The sequence below is a fragment of the Frankia sp. CcCS3 genome (genome assembly GCF_977927575.1).
Window position 1 is genome coordinate 1 of the sequence record NZ_CDWRCL010000058.1, and the last position, 18,646, is coordinate 18,646.

The 18,646-nt window shown below is 71.4% G+C and carries 12 protein-coding genes and 3 pseudogenes; 10 read left to right on the plus strand and 5 right to left on the minus strand.

The genetic code is table 11. The annotated features are described in order from the left end of the window. Positions 1-351, plus strand: a pseudogene (locus AC08OQ_RS07800) (phage shock envelope stress response protein PspM); the annotation flags it as partial. 281 nt (positions 352-632) lie between these two features. Here the strand turns inward: AC08OQ_RS07800 and fxlM are convergent. The 4 genes from fxlM to AC08OQ_RS07820 form a co-directional block, all read right to left on the minus strand. Continuing rightward, complete coding sequence (gene fxlM, locus AC08OQ_RS07805; protein WP_476598622.1) at positions 633-1,859, minus strand: methyltransferase, FxLD system; 1,227 nt, start codon at positions 1,857-1,859, stop codon at positions 633-635. Beyond that, a complete protein-coding gene (locus AC08OQ_RS07810) occupies positions 1,769-3,028 on the minus strand; it encodes a lanthionine synthetase C family protein (RefSeq protein WP_476598624.1) in 1,260 nt (419 codons plus the stop codon). The genes fxlM and AC08OQ_RS07810 overlap by 91 nt, the downstream gene beginning before the upstream one ends. After that, on the minus strand, positions 3,025-6,078 hold the full coding sequence (locus AC08OQ_RS07815) for a lantibiotic dehydratase (RefSeq protein ID WP_476598626.1): 3,054 nt from the start codon (positions 6,076-6,078) through the stop codon (positions 3,025-3,027). Before AC08OQ_RS07815 ends, AC08OQ_RS07810 begins: the two co-directional genes overlap by 4 nt. Positions 6,079-6,177: 99 nt before the next feature. Further along, positions 6,178-7,029 carry an FxLD family lanthipeptide gene (locus AC08OQ_RS07820; protein ID WP_476604891.1) on the minus strand — a complete coding sequence of 284 codons (852 nt, stop codon included), beginning with the start codon at positions 7,027-7,029 and terminating at the stop codon, positions 6,178-6,180. Positions 7,030-7,441: 412 nt separating this feature from the next. Between AC08OQ_RS07820 and AC08OQ_RS07825 the strand changes: the two genes are divergently transcribed. The 4 genes from AC08OQ_RS07825 to AC08OQ_RS07840 all read left to right on the plus strand — a co-directional run bounded on the left by AC08OQ_RS07825 (position 7,442) and on the right by AC08OQ_RS07840 (position 10,420). Then, positions 7,442-7,918 carry a helix-turn-helix domain-containing protein gene (locus AC08OQ_RS07825; protein ID WP_476598630.1) on the plus strand — a complete coding sequence of 159 codons (477 nt, stop codon included), beginning with the start codon at positions 7,442-7,444 and terminating at the stop codon, positions 7,916-7,918. 10 nt (positions 7,919-7,928) lie between these two features. Then, positions 7,929-8,912 carry a hypothetical protein gene (locus AC08OQ_RS07830; RefSeq protein WP_476598631.1) on the plus strand — a complete coding sequence of 328 codons (984 nt, stop codon included), beginning with the start codon at positions 7,929-7,931 and terminating at the stop codon, positions 8,910-8,912. Between the two features lie 61 nt (positions 8,913-8,973). Continuing rightward, entirely contained in the window at positions 8,974-9,117 is a 144-nt protein-coding gene (locus tag AC08OQ_RS07835; RefSeq protein ID WP_476593903.1) for a hypothetical protein, read from the plus strand. 805 nt (positions 9,118-9,922) lie between these two features. Further along, positions 9,923-10,420, plus strand: a complete 498-nt coding sequence (locus AC08OQ_RS07840) for an RNA polymerase sigma factor (protein WP_476604889.1) — start codon at positions 9,923-9,925, stop codon at positions 10,418-10,420. On the opposite strand, the pseudogene AC08OQ_RS07845 reads toward AC08OQ_RS07840, so the two are convergent. Then, positions 10,398-15,057, minus strand: a pseudogene (locus AC08OQ_RS07845) (ATP-dependent helicase). The gene AC08OQ_RS07840 and the pseudogene AC08OQ_RS07845 overlap by 23 nt on opposite strands. A gap of 192 nt (positions 15,058-15,249) precedes the next feature. Between AC08OQ_RS07845 and AC08OQ_RS07850 the strand changes: the two are divergent. From AC08OQ_RS07850 to AC08OQ_RS07870, 5 genes and pseudogenes are all read left to right on the plus strand, one after another. Further along, positions 15,250-15,444 carry a DUF3046 domain-containing protein gene (locus AC08OQ_RS07850; protein ID WP_462187609.1) on the plus strand — a complete coding sequence of 65 codons (195 nt, stop codon included), beginning with the start codon at positions 15,250-15,252 and terminating at the stop codon, positions 15,442-15,444. 166 nt (positions 15,445-15,610) lie between these two features. Next, positions 15,611-16,648, plus strand: coding sequence for a recombinase RecA (recA, locus tag AC08OQ_RS07855; RefSeq protein WP_462187608.1), 1,038 nt, complete (start codon positions 15,611-15,613; stop codon positions 16,646-16,648). A gap of 3 nt (positions 16,649-16,651) precedes the next feature. Continuing rightward, positions 16,652-16,948, plus strand: a pseudogene (locus AC08OQ_RS07860) (recombination regulator RecX); the annotation flags it as partial. Positions 16,949-17,045: 97 nt separating this feature from the next. Continuing rightward, positions 17,046-17,222 (plus strand): hypothetical protein, encoded by a 177-nt coding sequence (locus tag AC08OQ_RS07865; protein ID WP_476598637.1) that lies wholly within the window; start codon positions 17,046-17,048, stop codon positions 17,220-17,222. A 345-nt stretch (positions 17,223-17,567) separates the two neighbouring features. Next, positions 17,568-18,646: Rnase Y domain-containing protein (locus AC08OQ_RS07870; protein ID WP_476611969.1), on the plus strand; the 1,079-nt coding region annotated here is incomplete at its 3' end.

Sequence of the window (18,646 nt, forward strand, 5' to 3'; positions counted from 1 at the left end):
GCGATGGCCCGGACGCTTGCTCCCGGCGCCGCCCGCGGCCCGGTGCGGGCGGCCGTGGCCGGCGCCGCCGATCTGGTGGACGGGCTGCGGGTCACCGCCAGGCGGGTCGTCGCGTGTGAAAGGGCGGCCCGGGCGGTGACGCATCCCGCTCGACGAGCCGAGATCCTGGCGACGAGGAAGGACCTGGTGGCCGGAATGTCGGCGTCGGTGGCCACTCTGGACGACCTGCTGGCAGCGGCCAGCGAGGTCGTGGGCACGGTGGTCGCGTCCTCGCCGGACCTGGCCCGACTGACCCAGCAGATCGAGGCTCTGCGCAGTTATGCAGATGCTCTGCGTGAACTTTCCGGTTGATCGCGGATGTCGACGGTGATCCCGGGTGTCGGTTGCCAGCGAAGATTTCAGTAAGGACCTGCGCTGAGCTGGACAGGGAAATCTGGTGATGAAGGTGTCCAGACAGCGGCCGCTGAGGTGTTGACAGTGCGGACCGCCGTATTCGGCGCGGGCTCCGGTGCAGTCGTAGCTGGTGCGGGGTTTAGACGAATCCGCGATTCAGGAGGCTGCTCAGCCAGACGTGGTCAGCCAGACGTGGTCACCACGTTCTCGATGCTGGGGGCCGTCGGCGCGGTGACCGGTCAGGGCGTGGCGACCATGCGGACGTGGCGCTTGTCGATAACCACGCCGGTGGGCAGGGTCTCGTCGGCCGTTCCGGCAGGGTAGGCGGTGATGACGGGCTGGGCGGTGCGGTCGCGGTCGAAGCGGCGAATCTGCTCGACCAGCCGCTCGGCGAGCTGGGCGGCGGCGCCGAGTTCGTAGCGGCGTTCGCCGTCCGGGCCGGGATGGTCGACGGGGCGGGGCTTGGTGAGGTATGCCAGGGAGTCGCCCTCGACGATCGCGGGGGTGCGGTAGGTGAACGCGGGGCGGCAGACCCCGGACTCGATGGCCTCGTCTTCGGCGGCGATGCGGCAGGTGCCGGGTGAGGTGGCGGTCAGCCACAGCCAGATGTGGTCGAACGGCTCGTTGGCGACGACGGAGGCGCCGGACCACACGGTGGGCTCGAGTCCAGTGAACACCTCGTGCAGGGCGGCCGGGGCGATGTTCTGGTCGGCATCCCAGTACAGGTCCACGTTGTCAGTGATCGTGCCGGTCTGCTCGCCGGTCGACACGATACCGATCATGGGAATGAACCCGCAGAGCTGGCTGCTTTCCGCCCGGAGATGGGTGTCCTGACGGGCGAAGGCGACACTGCGGGCCTGGCCCCGCCAGTGCAGCGGGACCACGAGCGTACCGCCGGGGGCGAGCTGGTCGAACCAGGCCGGGGGCAGGTCCCACGGCCCGACCGTAACGATGATCTTGTCGTAGGGGGCGTGGTCCGCGTCGCCGATGGCGCCGTCGCCGGTGACGTCGGGGTGGATGTCGATGGTGGTGACACTGCCGCCGTCGCCGACGAGCTCGGCGAGCAGGGCGGCGTTGTATCCGGTCCCGGCCCCGATCTCCAGCACGCGGTCGCCGGGCTGCGGGTCGAGCTGGCCGAGCATCATCGCCACCACGGTCGGCACGGAGATGCAACTGGCGGGCCGGTCTGCGCCGGGCTTGATGGTGATCGCCTTGTTGGCGTACGCCTCCTCGACCGAGGCTGCGGGAACGAACCGGTGCCGGGGAACGGCCCGAAACGCCTGCTCGATGCGCTCGGAGCGCAGGTGACCAGCGGTGCGGATGTTGCTGATCATCTGCTTGCGCAGGTCCTCGGGGCGGGTGCTGGTGGCGTTGGTTATCCGGTTCCTTCCGTGTATGTACTTGCGGATACGGGCGAGTGCGTTGGTCCGGCCGTGGGCGGGACGGTGAGCAGGCAGACGTCCCATCCGGTGCCCGGCGGCAGATCGGTGAGCGCGATTCCGGCGTCGCCTTCCAGCATCCCCCTCACCTCCGATAGTTTTCGGGCCGCCTGGGTGCGGCGGTGACGCCAGCGGTGTTCCAACCGGGACAGGACCTCGGCGAATTCGCCGCCGGGTTCGGTGTCGGCGAGCATCCGGCGGGAGACGTGCACCAGCCCGGCCCAGCCGTGGCACAGCGAGTCGTCGCCGAGTTGGGCGAGTTGAGCCTCGTCGGTGAGACACGCGACGAGCGTGGCCCTGGCGTCGGCCACCCTGTTCGGGGTGTCCAGTGCCTGGGCGGTCAGGTGGCGGGCGCGGGCCAGGCCGGGGGCGCCGTAGCACCAGGACGGGCGTTGCGGACCCGGCTGGTCGGCGGCGGCGTTGACCCATTCGCGGGCGGAGATCATGCCGGGCCACCAGGGGCTGATCACCGAGCCGCAGCGCCAGGAGTTGAGGAACCAGTCGGTGAGTTCGATCGCGTCGGCCTGTCCGGGCACGGTGATGCCGCCGATCATGGCGGAGGACAGCAGCGCCAGCGGTCCGGCGATGCCGTGCGCCATGCCGAGGTTGGCGTGGCCGCCGGGCCACCACGGGTCGGGCTGGTCGGACGGCCCATTCGCGGTCCACCAGCCGGGCAGTGTGGCCCCGTCGACGGTGGTCCGGCCGGTCAGCCGGACCAGGTAGGTCAGTACGTCGCGTAGCAGGTCGCCGCCGGGGTGGCGCGGGTCGGCGTGGACGGCTTGAAGTAGGCAGACGCCGAGTCCGGTCAGCCCGTTGATCAGGTCGAACTCCCGCAGCGCGGGCAGTTCGTCGCGGTCGATCCGCTCGTGCGCTGCCTCCAGGCGGGTGCAAGTGATCGCGGCGATGTGCTCGTCGAGGGTGTGCAGTACGCCGGTGTAGACGGGCTGGCCGGCGGTGCGCAGCACGAACGCGACCGCCGGGGCGCCCCGGTACAGGCCGGCGCCTGTGTCCGCGGCCACGGGTTCGGCGGTCATGGCCTTGACCCATTGGTGGGCGGTGGCCCAGTCTCCGATCCCGGCGCGGGCATAGGCGATGTGCAGCAGCGCCAGCCCGGCGGCCCCGTCTGCCAGGGATTGACCCCAGCCGGGTGCGGGATGCTGCTCGGGCGGTGGCGTGTACGGGTCGGTGTAGGTCACCGGGCACCACCGCTACGGCGGGCTCGCCAGGTGAGCGCGGCTTGCCGGGCCAGGCGGCGGCAGGTGCGTTCGCTGTCCCGGTTGATGCCGACGGCCCGGTTGTGGTGCATGCGCAGCAGCGACTCCAGCACCACGTCGGTGTTCGCCTCCGGTGGCAGCGCCTTGTGGTAGCTGGCCAGCGCGTCGGCGCGGTTGTCCCACGCCGGCCCGATGTCGACGGTCCAGCCGGACAGCGACCACAGCCCGGCCGGGTCGGTGGCGAGCCGGGTCGCTCGCTCGGCCACCGCCCGGTCGATGGCCGCAGCGGCAGCCGGGGCCGGCCGGGCGGCCAGCCAGTCCATCGCCTCGTTGGGATCGCCGAAGAACCCGCTGACGATGCCTACCATGTTCGCCACCACCAGCCCGAGGTCGACCTCGGTGGTGGGCTGGTGCCGCAGCAGGGCGGCCATGGTGGCGGAGTCGGCGGCGAAGACGTTCTCCGCGGCGTCCAGTGCCTCGCCGTGCCCGTAGCGGCCGACTTCCGGGGAGTAGGTGTCGATCACCAGCCGCCCGGCCAGTCCTGCTTGGCGCATCCGCTGCGCCCACTCCCCGACCGCGTTCGAGTACTGCGCGTAACAGTCGGGGATAGTGCGCAGCCGCAGGCGCAGGTGGTCTGTCTCCTGTCGGCTGCGGTATCGCAGCCACCAGCACGCGGGTGTGTCGAGCGTGGCCAGCAGGCCGGGAAGCGCCTCGGCGACGATCTCGCCGATCCGTTCGGGATGGGTGAACAGCTTCGCCGAGAGCCAGGTGGCGTCCGGGGCGCCGGGCAGGTGCCCGTGCGTGTTCGTCACGGCGGGTAGGAGGCCGTGCAGCGGGCCGGGTGCAGCGGGGCAGGTGGTGACCAGGGGCAGCGCGATTTCGTGGGCGTGGCCGTCGATCCACCCGTAGTCGGCCGCCGGGGTGGCCGCGTACAGGATCGCCTGGCCGTGCCGTTTGAGGTGGGCGTGCAGGAGGGTGGCGTGGGCGGGCTCGTTGAGGGTGAGGCGCAGCGTGCGGTCCGCGTCGCGGAGCTCGACCACGTCAGGGCAGTCCCAGCGGCGCCGCCACCGGTCGAGTACCTGCCTCCACTGGCCAGGACCGGCCTGGCCGGGTGGGAAATCGTCGGGGGCAAGCCGCCACTGGGCCGGGGACAGGACGGTGCGCCGGTAGCGCACCCGTGGCAGGAACGGCAGCCGGACGCGCGGTCCCCAATCGAACTGGTACCAGGCGGCGGAGAACGCCCGTGGCAGATGCGCCAGGAACCGGGCCAGCGGCGGGGGCTGTTTGTCCAGTGCGAGCGCGTGGAACACCTGCGGCTCAACCACTTGACGACGCGAGATGCTGACCAGGTGCAGCCGGTCGCGGGTCGCGGTGATGGCCAGGTCGTCCATCGTGAGCAGGCTGTCGTCGCCGGGCTGGCGGTGTTCGCCCAGCGGGAGCACGTGGTCGAGGTAGGCCGGGACGCGGCAGACGTTCTCCGCGTGCGGGTACAGCGGCCCGAAGGACATCTGCACCCGCAGCGCCCCGGCGGTGGCGGCGGGCAATGCCCGGTACGCCCGCGCCAGGCCGGACCCGGTGGCCGTCGGGGTGAACCGGCTGGTGAGGGTGCCGGCGGAGCGGGCGGGCGCGACGGTGAGCAGGAAGTCGCCCCGATCCAGCGATTGGGTGGTGGCGGCGTGGATGCGGGCGGACAACTCCACGTGCGGCGGGATGTACCGGTCGTCGAACGTTTCGCCGGTCAGCTCGCCGATCACGTCGTCGGTCAGGATGATCTCGCGGGTGCCGTCGGCCATCGCCTGCCAGGCCAGCACCAGCAGCCGCTCGTCGCGCTCGGAGATCCCCGGTGGCGGCGTGGGCAGCACGCTCCCGCGATACCCCACCGGATACCCCAGGCCGGCATCCGGGTCCAGCACCTCGGCCAGCGGCACCATCGTGCCCGTGCCGTACTTGTCGACGAAGGCAGAGTGGTAGTCACGCCAGGTTGCTTCGCCGGTCGGCTGCCGCGTCACGCGCAGCAGCGCGCTGGCGGCCCGCTCCATCTCCTGGGCGACCTGGTTGGGCAGCCGAACCGCGCAGTCGAGCAGCAGGTCCACCGCGAGCGGGGTGCGGCCATCCGGCGAGAGTTGCCTCATCCGGCGGGTGACTGTCGCGCGGATACGGCTCTGCTCGGCCCGCGTGGTCACCTCGTGATTGTGGTGGCGCAACTCGGCCAGGATGGTGTCGAGGTCACCAACCAGGGGCGCGATGTCCGAGATGGAGACGGCGTCGGCGTCGCGCAGCCGGTCCATGAGGTAGGCGAACGGGTCGGTGACGGTGAACGGGGCACGCAGGCTAGTCAGCAGGTAGCCCTGCCAGACGAGTTCGGTGAGCATGCCCCGCAGGGTGGGTCGGGAGGCGGTGAAGTCCTCGGCCAGCATGTCGATCAGCGCCCCGAACCGGACCGGCGTCGCCGCTAGGTCGTGGACGGCCGCGACCGCGCGGGTGTAGCGGATGGTCACCCTGTTCGGCCCTTGCGGTACTTCGAGTCGCCCGCCGCGGCGGACAGCGAGGTCGGTGACCACCACATCGAGCTGTTCCAGCAGTTCGGGGCACCGTTCGACCCGAGCGATGATGTCGGCCAGCCACCCGGTGTTGACACGAGCCACGCCCCGATGCTCCTCGCCCCAGTCCGCCTGGGCCGTCCTTCCCAAGACCACCGGCGCCACACCGGCGAACAGACCGAACGGGGTGGGGCGGCCGATGCTGCGCAACAGGTACCGCGCGGTGGACAGGGTGGCGCTGCGGATTTGCTTGTCGCTCACGACATGCCCGGCGCGGATGGCGTCGACGCCTTCCCCCAGGGACGGGCTGGCCTGGCGCACGGCACCGGCGAGATCGGGCCGGGACCACATCTCCTCCAGCCAACGCCGGCATCCGCCGATGTCGGTCAGGTCGGGCCAGGAGTCCACGGTGTCGGTCAGCGGAGTTGCTGCGGCCCGCAGCAACGCGACGTCGACGTGTCGGTAGAGCGGCTTTCTGTCGCTGGCACGCATCGGGTCCTCCAAGGGCTGTCGAGATCGGGCGAGTGGGGCAGCGCCGGGGCCGGAGGACGTCGCCCCCGGCCCCGGTGCCGCGCATCCGGGCAGCGGATCTCACACGCCGCCGGTGACGCACGCGGACGCGCAGGTGGGGTCACAGCCGTCGTCGGTGTGGCCCTTGCAACCGGCCAGCGGATGGCCGGGCGGAACGTCGGTGATGATCTGCACGTCGAGGGCGAACGGGTCCTCGGTGGCTGGGGGCGGCGTGGTCGGGGTCTCGGTGGCGAGGGTTGCGGTCATGGTGAACCTTTCGTTGTTGACGGGTGGATCTTCTTTAACCTGGCGGTGGAGGCATTGCGGGGCAAGGACTTCCAGGCCAGGAACCTGTTGCGTGCTCGTCCGGCGGGTCGGCTGACTGCGGCCGGCCGGGGAGCGGATGCTGGCGCGCAGCAGCGGGCTGTCCGTGCGCCGGTGTGCCCAGTCGCCGTTGGCGGTGCACACGTACAGCAGGCGTGTGTGCTGGTCCGAGCACGGCCAGACTCCGATGACCGAGGACAGTTCGCCGCGGCCAGGGAGCACCATGAGGTCGTTGAGGTGGATCTGGCCGGCGGGCAGCGGGGTTGTCTTCTCGGCCGGTGCCTCGGGCGCCGGGAGCGGCCTGCCGATGCTTTCCGGCCTGTGCGGCAGCGGGGGCGCTGGGGATGGCGGGAACGGCGGGTAAGAGGTGGCCATCGCCAGCACACAGCAGTCCGGGCACAGGTGCTCTGGCATCGGCGGGCGCCGCTCCCACACGTCGTCCACCGGCAGCCCGCACAACCCGGAGGCGGGCTGGGCGGGATGCACCACGTGGGCGCGGCCGGCACAGAAGGTGCCGCCGGGCCAGTTGGTGCCCCACCACCATCCCGCTGCCGGTCCCGTGGGCCGCGCCGTCGTCCGTTCCTCCATCAGCGACCGCACCCCGATCACGCCCGCGGGCCACGAGCAAGCACCTCGCCGACCGCCGCCGGTGGGGAAGATCATCAGCGGGCGTCCGGCGGGCGGCACCGGGATGGAAACCCGGTGGCCCGACCCAGGTCGGGGCTCCGAGTCGGGCCATCGGGCGCTTGCGTCGGCCGCCGCCGTCCCCATCGTTGACGAGTCCGGCCCCACCCGCGCAGCGGCGCGGACCAGCGGGGATCGGCTTAGGTGGGGCCTGGTCGGTCATCGTCAGCGGCGTGGCCATGTCCATCACCATCCCGGTCCGCACCGGCCTTTCCGATCCCCAGCGGTGCTAGCCCCACTGGGGCTTGACATCGCGGGCTCGACACGACCGACTGGTAAGAGCGGGGGTTTACGCTGTGAACCTGCGCGAACACCGTTCGGGAGCGGAAGGCGAGCCATGACTGGTCCAGGACGACAACGCTGTCGGTTCTGCGGCACCGTGCTGGCCACCGCCACCGACCGGATGTGCGGCTCGTGCACCCGCGCCGCGGGGTTCCGCAAGCCGATCCCGGACGGGTTCTACGAGGACGCGGACCTGCGCGCCGCGCTGGCCCGCTACGACTTCGGCGCGGTGTTCGCCGCAGTCCGTCAGCACACCGGGCTGTCCCAGCTCCAGCTCGCTGACCTGCTGGATCTGTCCCAGTCCCGGGTTTCGGTTGTGGAGCGGGGTGAGCGTCGGCTGACCCACGTCAAGCTGGCTGCCCGTCTGGCCACCCGCCTGCGCATCCCACCGCGATTGCTCGGCTTCCCGGCCGAGGACCCGGGTAGCGTGGTGGCACAGGAGGAGGTGAGCTGGTTGGAGCGCAGGGACTTCGCTCACCCTGGTCACAGCCGCCACGTTGGGATCGAGCCTGCGCGCGCTACTGCCCGGTGAGGTCGAACCGGTGAGCAGGCCCCGCATCGGCGCCGCGGATGTCGACGCGATCGAGGCGATCACCGACGGATTCCGCCGCTCGGACTTCGCCCACGGCGGCGGGCTGTGCCGCGCTGCGGCCATCACGCAACTGCACCAGGTGCGCCGGCTGGAGGACGCCGTCTGCGCACCGGAGGTCCGAACTCGGCTGCTGGTCGCGGTCGCCGAGCTGGCCAGCATGGCCGGGTGGATGGCTTACGACGTCGAGGACCACGACGCCGCACGCCGTCTGTGGACCTACGCCTTGGACACCGCCCGCCGTGCCGACGACCACCCCTGCGCCCCGGACCTCGCCGTAGACGTGCTGCTGGACATGGCACACCAGGCCCTGCACCTGCACGGCCTCGACCCGACCAAACACGCCGATCGCGCGGGTGAGGCGCTGCGCCTGGTCCAGCTTGCCTCGGCCACGGCCGCCAACCGCAGCCACCCGGTCAGCACGATCACTCAGGGCTACATCTCCGCCGTGCTCGGGTGGTGCCGTGCCGCCCTCGGTGAGCCCGAACCCACCCGCCGCGCCATCGGGAACGCCCAGGACACCTACGCTGCCGCCGACCCGGCCACGACCCCGCCGTGGGCGTGGTTCGTCAACGAGGCGGAGATCACCGCCCAGCAGGGGCACTCGCTGTACCTGCTGTCGCTGACCCGCCCGGAGTTCGCGCCCGAGGCCATCGAGAAGCTGACCACGGCGGCCACCGGCTACGGCGCGGAGTACGAACGCAGCCGCGCGGTGATCCTGCCCCCGCTGGCCTCGGTGCAGTTCCAGGCCGGCGATCTCGACGCCGCAGTGGCCACCGGCTACGCCGCGGTGGACGCGATCACGGGGCTGTCCTCCACCCGCGGCTACGCCCGGCTGCGTGTGCTGGACACCGTGGCCGCCCCGCACAACAGGCAGCCCGAGGTCGTCGACCTGCGCGAGCACATCCGCAGGGCGCTGGCTACCACGGCGGCGTAGCCGTCGATGGCCCTGCCCGCACGCCAGGACTCCGGACTGCCCGGCCTGCCGGTGCTGCGCGATGCCTGGCGGGTCTTCGGGGTCGACCCCCACTGGCGCGGAGCTGCTGCATCACCGCTCCAACGCGGTGTACCCGCTGCCCCGCGACCACCTCGTCGTCCGGCTGGCCCCGGACACACCAGTGCGCCGCCGCGCCCAGACCTGAATCGACCTCACCCGGTGGCTGGCCACCCAGCCCGAGCCGATCGCGCTACCACCGGCACCCGGCGAACAACCGGGCATCGCCACCGGGGCGGTCGCCACCTTCTGGACCCACCGGCCCACCACCCCGACACCCACGCAGTCGCACCTGAACGGCTCCCGCTCCGGGCCTGCACCGCGCCGTGCCGTCACCAAACCGGGTCAGCTACTAAAACCTTTGGCTTCCTATTGAAATCTATACCGAAAATAGGATGTCCTACTAAAATCTTCGATGGCACCCGACAGCGGGGACGGGCTGTCGTACCTCGTGTCGTGTATCAGGTGTCGTGTACCAGACCGGGTAGCGCCATCGGGTAGGTCGTCGAGACGTTCCGCCCAGTTCCTTCGTGTACCCACAGTGACCGGCGGCGAGTGGCTCCATGAGGGCTTACGAAGCAGAACGTCATTCTCTCGCCCGTTTTGGCGGTGTACTGACCGGTTGATGGCGCCAATGCGGCTCGCGATAAGCTCGGATCACAGCCGGGCGATAACACGGTGCGTATCGATCGGGCGGGCACGCCGCCCACCGGGATATGCCGCTGCTGGCTCACGTGAGAGCGGATGGTAATGTCCGCCTTGTCCTAGTCCGCTGTTCTGGCAAGCAGCGGGTCCAACTGACCAAGGCACATCGCGATTCTCGGTGCTGGCGCGCTCCGGGAAGGTAGGCGATCGTGCTGGGGGGTGGCGCGGTCTGAGCATGACAGGTGGAGCAAGCCGTGACATGCCCTGCCGGGGACACGCCCTCGGTTGATTTTGTATCCGCTGCGCCCGTGGTCGAGCTGGACCGGCCATACAGCCAGCAGCGATGGTCGCTGATGCTCCCGCATCGTGATCGGCTCATCCACATAGCCCGTAGGCGGTTGCCGAGCAAGGCCGACGCGGAGGACTGTGTACACGAGGCATTCATCCGCGCCGCCGGATTTCGGGATCTCGACGCGAGCCGGGTCGGGCAGTTTCTGACGACGACGGTGCTACGTCTGTGTATTGATCATCATAGAGCTCGTCAGCGCGCGGAGCGGGCGGTCGTACGCGGCTATCTGCAGCCGTGGGAGCCGGCCCCGGACGACGCCGTCTGCGACCGTGCGGAAGCCCGCTGGCTGCTGGCCCGGGCCGGGGCACTGCAGGGCCGGGAGCGTGAGGTGATCATGGCTCGGGCGGCCGGGAAGAGTACCCGGGAGGCGGCCGTGGATCTGGAGATCAGTCTCAAGGCTGCCGAGGGAGCGTTCACCCGCGGACGTGCCCGTCTCATTTCCTTCTCTCGGAACTGATGCTCTCGGAACTGATGCTCCGCAGCCGCAGGCCCCGCGGGGTCGGGTGGAAACCGGCGCGCTCCAGGGCGGCACCCAGGGTGCTGCCGACGATCGTCTGGCCGTCCGCCTTCTCCACCGTGAGCCTGCCGAGCCGGCCGTCCCGCACGGCGCGGGCCAACGCCTCCACCGCCGGGGCCACCCGATGGTCGTTCTCGGTCCATGACAGCAGGGAACGGCCCCCGCGTTCCACGTAGAGGATGAGTTCCCCGTCGATGATGACGACCATCGCGCCCGCCTTGCGCCCCGGCCGGTGGCCGGCGGCGCCGTCCGCGTCATCCCCCGGTCGGGTCGGCCAGGGCAGCGCGGCACCGAACGGGTTGGCCGGATCGGCCGCGGCCAGGACGACGGCCTGCGCGGACGATGAGCTCGGTGGGCCGGCCGCCGGCTGCGCCCAGGCCGGGGCGGCCTCGGCGTCCCGCTGTGCCGCGGCGATGGAGCGCAGCCGATCGACCGCTCCCGGGACGGCGAACTGGGCCGCGCCCAGGGACTCGACGAAGTAGCCCCGGCGGGCGCGGCCGGCGTCCTCGAAGGCGCTGAGGACCCGGTAGACCCCGGCGAACCCGCCCGGGTGCCGCTCGCTGGTCACCGCGCCGCGGGTGACGATGCCGTGGCGCTCGAGCAGCGCCTCGGCCAGCGCGTGGGCGCGCCGGGTCGGATCGGTGTCCCGCTCGGGCAGCAGCGACCAGCGGCCGGCGGGGGGCCGGTCCGCCGCGGCATCGCCGGCCGTCCGTACCGTGCCGCCCGGGGACGGGGGACGGCGGCGGAACCCAGCAGGGCGCGCGGCGGGGCGAGGGTGTCGTTGGTCACCCGCCCCGCCCAGACGAGATCCCAGAGCGCGGTGGCGAGCGCCGTGTCGTCGAGCGAGCCCATCCGGTCGGACAGCGCCCGGAAGAACAGGGCCGCCCCGCCGGTGAGCGCGTCGAGAATCGCGGTGTGCAGTGGACCCGAGGCGATCTCCGGGTCGGGCGGAGGCAGCAGCAGGGGCGCGGTGTCGGCGAGGACCAGGGTCAACCAGCCGCCGTCCCCGGGCAGCCCGCCGGCGCCCGCCCAGTGCACCTCGCCGGCGGAGCACAGCTCGTCGAGCATCGCCGGTGAGTAGTCGGCGACGCGGGCCGGGAGGACGAGCTGTTCCCACGCGCTCGCCGGGATCAGCGCGCCCTGCAGCTGCTCGACGGCGCGCAGCACGCCGTCCACCCCCCGGCCACGTCCGCTGGTGACCGACTGCCAGGCCGGTAGGAAGGCACCGAGGACCCGGGGCGGCACCGCCTCGACCTCCTTGCGCAGGGCGGCCAGGCTGCGTCGTCGCAGCGCGCGCAGCACGCCCGCGTCGCACCACTGCTCACCGCCGCGGTCGGGATGCAGCTCGCCGCGGACGAGGCGGCCGCCGCGGACCAGCCCGTCCAGGACACCGGCGACCACCGCCGTGCCCAGCCCCAGCCGGGCAGCCGGTTCCTCGGTGTCGAACGGTCCGTGGGTACGGGCATAGCGGGAGATCAGGTCTCCGAGAGGGTCACGCACCGGTTCGGTGAAGGCGTCGGGAACTCCCACCGGCAGCGGTACGCCCAGGGCGTCGCGCAGCCGGCCGGCGTCCTCGATCGCGACCCACCGCTCCTCGCCGGCGATACGGACCCGCAGGGCCCGGCGGGTCTGTTCGAGCTCGGCGAGCCAGCCCAGGGTGGCACCCCGGGCGACCGCCTCCGCGGTGGTGAGGTCGCCGAGCATGCGCAGCAGGTCGGCCACCCCCTCGACATCGCGGGCGTGGCGGTCCGGGGCGAGCCGCGCGAGCTCCGTGGCGACCTGCGCGAGCGCCGCGGGATCGATCAGCTCCCGCAGGTCCGCCTCGCCGAGGAGTTCGGCCAGCAGGGAGCTGTCCAGTGACAGCACCTGCGCCCGGCGTTCGGCCAGCGGCGCGTCCCCGTCGTACATGAAGGCGGCGACGTAGCCGAACAGCAGGGCGGAGGCGAACGGAGACGGGGACGGCGTCTCCACCTCCACCACCCGCAGCGTGCGGGCCGACACCTCGCGCATCAGCTCCGCGAGCGCCGGAACGTCGAACACGTCCTGCAGGCACTCCCGCATGGTCTCCAGCACGACGGGGAAGCTGGCGAACGTCGCGGCGACGGACAGCAGCTGTGCGCTGCGCTGGCGCTGCTGCCACAGCGGGGTCCGTCGCCCCGGGGTCCGGCGGGGCAGCAGCAGGGCCCGCCCGGCACACTCGCGGAACCGGCTGGCGAACAGGGCGCTGCTCCCGATCTCCGCCCGCACGATCGCGTCCGGCTCGAACAGCGCGAGATCGGCGCCGGGCGGCTCGGCGGCATCCGGGATCCGGGCGACGATGCCGTCGTCGGTGTGCATGATCTGGACGTCGACCCCGTACCGCTCGCGCAGCCGGGCGCCCTGGGCGAGCGCCCAGGGTGCGTTCACCGGAGCACCGAACGGGGAGTGCACCGCCAGGCGCCAGTCGCCGATCTCGTCCCGGAAACGCTCCACGACGATCGTCCGATCGTCACCGAGACGGCCGCCTTCTGCTCGTCGAGGTAGCGCAGCAGGTTGGCGGTGGCCCGATCGTCGAGGCCGGCGGCCCGGACGCGGTCGGCCGCCGCCTGCGCCGGCAACCTGGTGATCTCGCGCAGGAACGCGCCGAGCGCGCGGCCGAGTTCGGCGGGTCGGCCTGGGGCGTCGCCATGCCAGAAGGGGAGCCGACCGGGCCGTCCCGGAGCCGGCGTCACCAGGACCCGGTCGGCGGTGATCTCCTCGATGCGCCAGCCGGATGAGCCGAGGAGCACCACGTCGCCGACCCGCGACTCGTAGACCATCTCCTCGTCGAGTTCCCCGACCCGGCTGGAGCGCTCCCCGACGAGGAAGACGCCGAACATGCCCCGGTCGGGAATGGTGCCTCCGCTGGTCACGGCGAGCCGCTGGGCGCCCGGGCGGGCGGTGAGGATCCCGGTGACGCGGTCCCAGGTGATGCGGGGGCGCAGCTCGGCGAACGCGTCGGAGGGGTAGCGGCCGGCGAGCATGTCCAGGACCGCCTCGAAGGCGGAGGCCGGCAGCGTCGCGAACGTCGCGGTGCGTCGGACCAGCGCGCCGAGCTCGTCGACGTGCCAGTCCTCCATCGCCGTCATTGCCACGATCTGCTGGGCCAGCACGTCGAGGGGGTTGCGCGGGTACCGCAGCCGCTCGATCGCCCCCGAGCGCATCCGCTCGGCGACCATGGCGCATTCGAGCAGGTCGCTGCGATGCTTCGGGATGATGACGCCGCGACTGGTGGCGCCGACCTGGTGGCCCGCGCGGCCGGTGCGCTGCATCCCGGCGGCGACGCTTGGCGGGGACCCGATCTGCACGACCAGGTCGACGGCTCCCATGTCGATGCCGAGTTCCAGGCTGGAGGTCGCGACGACCGCGGGCAGCCGGCCAGCCTTGAGATCCTCCTCGATTCCGGCCCGTTGCTCCCGGCTCACGCTGCCGTGGTGGGCCCGCGCGATCTCCGGCCACGCCGTGCCGCCGCCCTGACCCGAGGCGCCCATCAACGCCGCGGGTGACGTCCGGCTGGCTTCCCCCGGCCCGTCCCCGGCCACGGATTCGCCCGCGGCGGTGGCCGCGGCGAGCCGTTCGGCGTACAGCTCGTTCAGCCGGGCGCAGAGCCGCTCCGCGAGCCGGCGCGAGTTGGCGAAGACGATGCTGGCGGAATGGGCCAGCACGAGGTCGAGGACATGCTGCTCGACCGCCGGCCAGATCGACGCTCGGTGCGGGGCGGAGGCCGCCGAGCCGTCCGGGGACCCGTCGAGGAGCTGTCCGCCGAGCCGGGTCATGTCCTCGACCGGCACCACGACGTCGATCTGGAGGGTCTTGGCCGCGGGGGGGCGGACCACCGCCACCGGGGCCGTTCCGCCCAGGAAGCGGGCGACCTCCTCGACCGGCCGCACCGTGGCGGACAGGCCGATCCGCTGGGCCGGGGTGTCCAACAGGGCGTCCAGACGCTCCAGGCTCAGCGCGAGGTGGGCGCCACGCTTGGTGCCCGCCACCGCGTGGACCTCGTCGACGATCACCGTCCGGACGCCGCGCAGCGACTCCCGCGCGGCACTGGTGAGGATGAGGAAGAGCGACTCCGGGGTGGTGATCAGGACGTCGGGGGGCCGGGCGCCGAAACCGCGCCGTTCGGCGGCGGGGGTGTCGCCCGACCGCAGACTCACGGTCACGTCCGGCTGGGGTAGACCGAGCCGTTGCGCGGCGGAGCGTATCCCCGCGAGCGGCGCCCGCAGGTTCCGTTCGACGTCGATGGCCAGCGCCTTGAGCGGGCTGACGTAGAGCACCCGGCAGCGCCGGGTGGGCTCGGCCGGCGGCGCCGAGCGGGCCAGCGTGTCCAGCGACCACAGGAAGGCGGCCAGCGTTTTCCCCGAACCCGTGGGTGCGACGACCAGCGCGTTGCCGCCGGTGCGAATCGCCTCCCACGCGCCCCGCTGGGCGGGGGTCGCGGCGGTGAAGGCCGCGCCGAACCAGCTCCGGGTCGGGGCGGAGAACGCCGTGAGCGGATCTGGCGGATCGGGGGAAGCGAAGCTGGGCACGTTGACCAGTCTGCGTCGAGGGACCGACAACTTTCCGCCGGTGTGGTTCAGGCCGGGCCCGCTGTGGGGCCCGGCCTCGACCCGGTCGTGGTTCCCGCGACCGTGGTTCCCCCCGACCGTGGTTCCGCCGGTGGGAACCCCAACCGGGGACCCCCGGCGGGGATCCCCGACCAGGACCCCCTTGGGTGGTCCCGTCCCGTCCGGACGGTGCACACTGGCGAAGTGCGGTTGACCGAGTTCTGGGCGAAGATGAACACACGGTTCGGTTCCGCGTACGCAGAGTCGTTTGCGCGTGATCATGTGTTGTCCGGTCTCGGTGGCGCGACGGTCGAGGTGGCCCTGGCCCGTGGTGACGACGCCAAGACCGTCTGGCGAACCGTGTGCGAGGAGTTCGATGTGCCGGCGCGGGATCGCTGAGCCACCGTCCGGTGTGTCGTCGGGTCGTCGAACGTATGTTCGTCTAGAGTCGTCCCTGTGCGGCTACTTGTCCACAGATCATCCTCGACCCTCGAAACTGTCGGACCCACGGCCTAACGTCATCCTCGTGGCCAAGACTCGACGACCTCAGCATGGAGTAACTCCAATGGCAGGACTCGACCGTGAGAAGGCGTTGGATAACGCCTTGGCGCAGATCGACAAGCAGTTCGGCAAGGGATCGGTCATGCGGTTGGGGGACGACACCAGGCCGCCGATCCAGGCCATCCCCACCGGTTCGATTGCTCTGGATGTCGCGCTCGGCATCGGCGGGCTGCCGCGGGGGCGCATCATTGAGATCTACGGCCCGGAGTCGTCCGGGAAGACGACCGTCGCCCTGCACGCGGTGGCGAACGCGCAGGCGGCCGGTGGTATCGCGGCGTTCATCGACGCCGAGCATGCGCTCGACCCCGAGTACGCGGGAAAGCTCGGCGTCGACACCGACGGTCTGCTGGTCTCCCAGCCGGATACCGGCGAGCAGGCGTTGGAGATCGCGGACATGCTCGTCCGGTCCGGCGCGCTGGACATCATCGTTATCGACTCGGTGGCCGCGCTGGTCCCGAGGGCCGAGATCGAGGGTGAGATGGGGGACAGCCACGTCGGCCTCCAGGCCCGCCTGATGTCCCAGGCCCTGCGCAAGATGACCGCGGCGCTGGCGAACTCCGGCACGACCGCGATCTTCATCAACCAGTTGCGCGAGAAGATCGGGGTGATGTTCGGCTCCCCGGAGACCACGACCGGTGGTAAGGCGCTGAAGTTCTATGCGTCGGTGCGCCTCGATGTCCGTCGTATCGAAACCCTCAAGGACGGCACGGAGGCCGTGGGTAACCGGACCCGCGTCAAGGTGGTGAAGAACAAGGTGGCGCCGCCGTTCCGGACCGCCGAATTCGACATCGTCTACGGAGGCGGTATCAGCCGGGAGGGTTCCCTGATCGACATGGGGGTCGAGCACGGCATTATTCGTAAGTCCGGTGCCTGGTACACCTACGACGGCGATCAGCTCGGCCAGGGCAAGGAGAACGCCCGGTCGTTTCTGCGGGACAACCCCGACCTGGCCAACGAGATCGAAAAGAAGATCAAGGAGAAGCTCGGCATCCTGCCCAGTCTCGAATCCGATGCCGTGGCGCCCGTCCCGGTCGATCTGTAGCCGATGGCAGGAGCAGATCCGGGGAATGTCGCGGCCGGTCCGTCGTTCGCCCGGACGGCCGTCGCGGCGGACGAAGAGCCGTGGCTGAAGGATCCGATCTCGGTCGCGCGGGAGATCTGTCTGCATCAGTTGGCGACCAGAGCGAGGAGTCGAGCAGAGCTTGCGGCGACCATGCGGCGACGAGGGGCCACCGATGAGATTGCCGGTGTGGTCCTCGACCGGTTGGCCGCCGTCGGTCTGATCGATGATGAGGCCTTCGCCGCCGCCTTCGTCTCCTCCGCTCGGGCCCGTCGTGGGCTGGGTAGGCAGGCCTTGGCCACAGAGCTGCGTAAGCGGGGAGTGGATCCGGGACACCGTCGAGGCCGCCCGCGAGCTCGTCCTTCGTCGGCTGCGGTCGATGGACCGCCTGCCCGAGCAGGTCCGTACCCGAAGGCTCCTCGCCATGCTGACCCGAAAGGGCTATCCGGTCGAACTGGCGGTCCGGGTCGTGAGCGAGCAAGTCGCTCAGGGGCTCGACGGCGGAGGTCGGATGGCCTGGGTGGTCGATGGCGACGAAGACGACGGCTCGGTGTGAGTGGTGGGGAGATTGAGCCTGGGCCGTCAATGCGCCCTTATTTCTTGACCAGGGATTGTGCGAGACCTAGTCTTTCTTGAAAGGTGACAGGACTCCCGCGGCGACGCGGTCTTGATAGCTCGTCCAACTTCACACGGAGGCAGCCGCTGCGAGTGGGTGCCCGAAGACGGTATGCTCGCCGGCCGGTCGACGTTGGATTGGCCGGTTCGGGAGGCCGTCCGGGCTCCATATCGCAATGGCGCAATCCGCGTGCTGCCCCTCTACGGCTGTGATCGTGCCGAGACGAGGGTCCTTCGCCGCTCCAGCCCGCCTGTGCGGGTCCGACGGAAGCGGAGGGAGCAAGCGATGGAGGGCGTCCTCGTCGTCCTGTCGTCACTCGTACTTGCCGTCCTGAGCGTTCTGATCCTCGCCGTGGCGCGGTTGGTCCGGGCGACCCGGGTTGACAAGATACCCGACCCCGCTCCGGTGGTGTCCCGAACCCCGGCCGCCCGGGACGTCGGGGACGTGACCGGTCCAGCGGACGTGACGAGTCCGGCGGACTTCGACGAGGAGCCGACGGTCCGCGTCCTGCCCACGGTCCGGGAGGGTTCCGGCGCTCCGGCCACGACGGACGCCGACTCACCCGCCGATCGAGACGGCACCGCCGCGCGGACCGGGGGTTCGGCCGTGACCGCCGATCGCTCCGACGGCGGCCTCCGCGCGGCTCATGGTGGTAGCGCGGAGGAGGCGGCGCAGATTGTGGCCCGAGCCGAACGGGAGGCGGCGGAACGGTTGGCGCGGGCTGAGCGGGATGCCGCCGAGATCCGGCGACGCGGCGAGGAGGATGTCGCCCTACTGCGCGAGCGGATGCTCGCCGAGGCGGCAGTCGAAACCTCGCGGCTCCAGGCCGCGGCGAGAGAGTCCGTCCGCGCCGAGCAGGAGGCCGCCCGGACCGAGATCGCCGCGGCGCGGGCGGCGTTCGACGGTGAGCAGCAGGCCCGGCGGACGGAACTGCAGAGCCGGGAGGCTGCGCTAGCCGCTCGGGAACAGCGCGTCGAGGACCGGATGGCCAGCATCGACGATCATAGTCGTCGCCTGGCGGGCCGCGACCGCGACCTGCTCGACCGGGAGAACGACCTGGCCCGTCGGACGGCCGAGGTGGCCGACCTCGAACGTGCCCGTCATGCCGCGCTGGAGCAGGTGGCCGGGCTCACCGCCGGGCAGGCCAGGGGGGAGCTGATCGCCGTCATCGAGCAGGAGGCCCGGCGGGAGGCGGCGCTGATGGTCCGCGAGATCGAGGCCCGGGCTGAGGAGGAGGGTGAGGAACGCGCCCGCAGGATCGTGACCACCGCCATCCAACGGGTCGCGTCTGACCAGACCACCGAGTCCGTCGTGACGGTCCTGCATCTTCCCGGCGATGAGATGAAGGGCAGGATCATCGGGGG

Bases quoted from the DNA above. Each gene is read 5' to 3' on its own strand.
- fxlM (WP_476598622.1), bottom strand. From the start codon at position 1,859: ATGGGACGTCTGCCTGCTCACCGTCCCGCCCACGGCCGGACCAACGCA.
- AC08OQ_RS07815 (WP_476598626.1), bottom strand. From the start codon at position 6,078: ATGCGTGCCAGCGACAGAAAGCCGCTCTACCGACACGTCGACGTCGCG.
- AC08OQ_RS07825 (WP_476598630.1), top strand. From the start codon at position 7,442: ATGACTGGTCCAGGACGACAACGCTGTCGGTTCTGCGGCACCGTGCTG.
- AC08OQ_RS07835 (WP_476593903.1), top strand. From the start codon at position 8,974: ATGCCTGGCGGGTCTTCGGGGTCGACCCCCACTGGCGCGGAGCTGCTG.
- recA (WP_462187608.1), top strand. From the start codon at position 15,611: ATGGCAGGACTCGACCGTGAGAAGGCGTTGGATAACGCCTTGGCGCAG.
- AC08OQ_RS07865 (WP_476598637.1), top strand. From the start codon at position 17,046: ATGGACCGCCTGCCCGAGCAGGTCCGTACCCGAAGGCTCCTCGCCATG.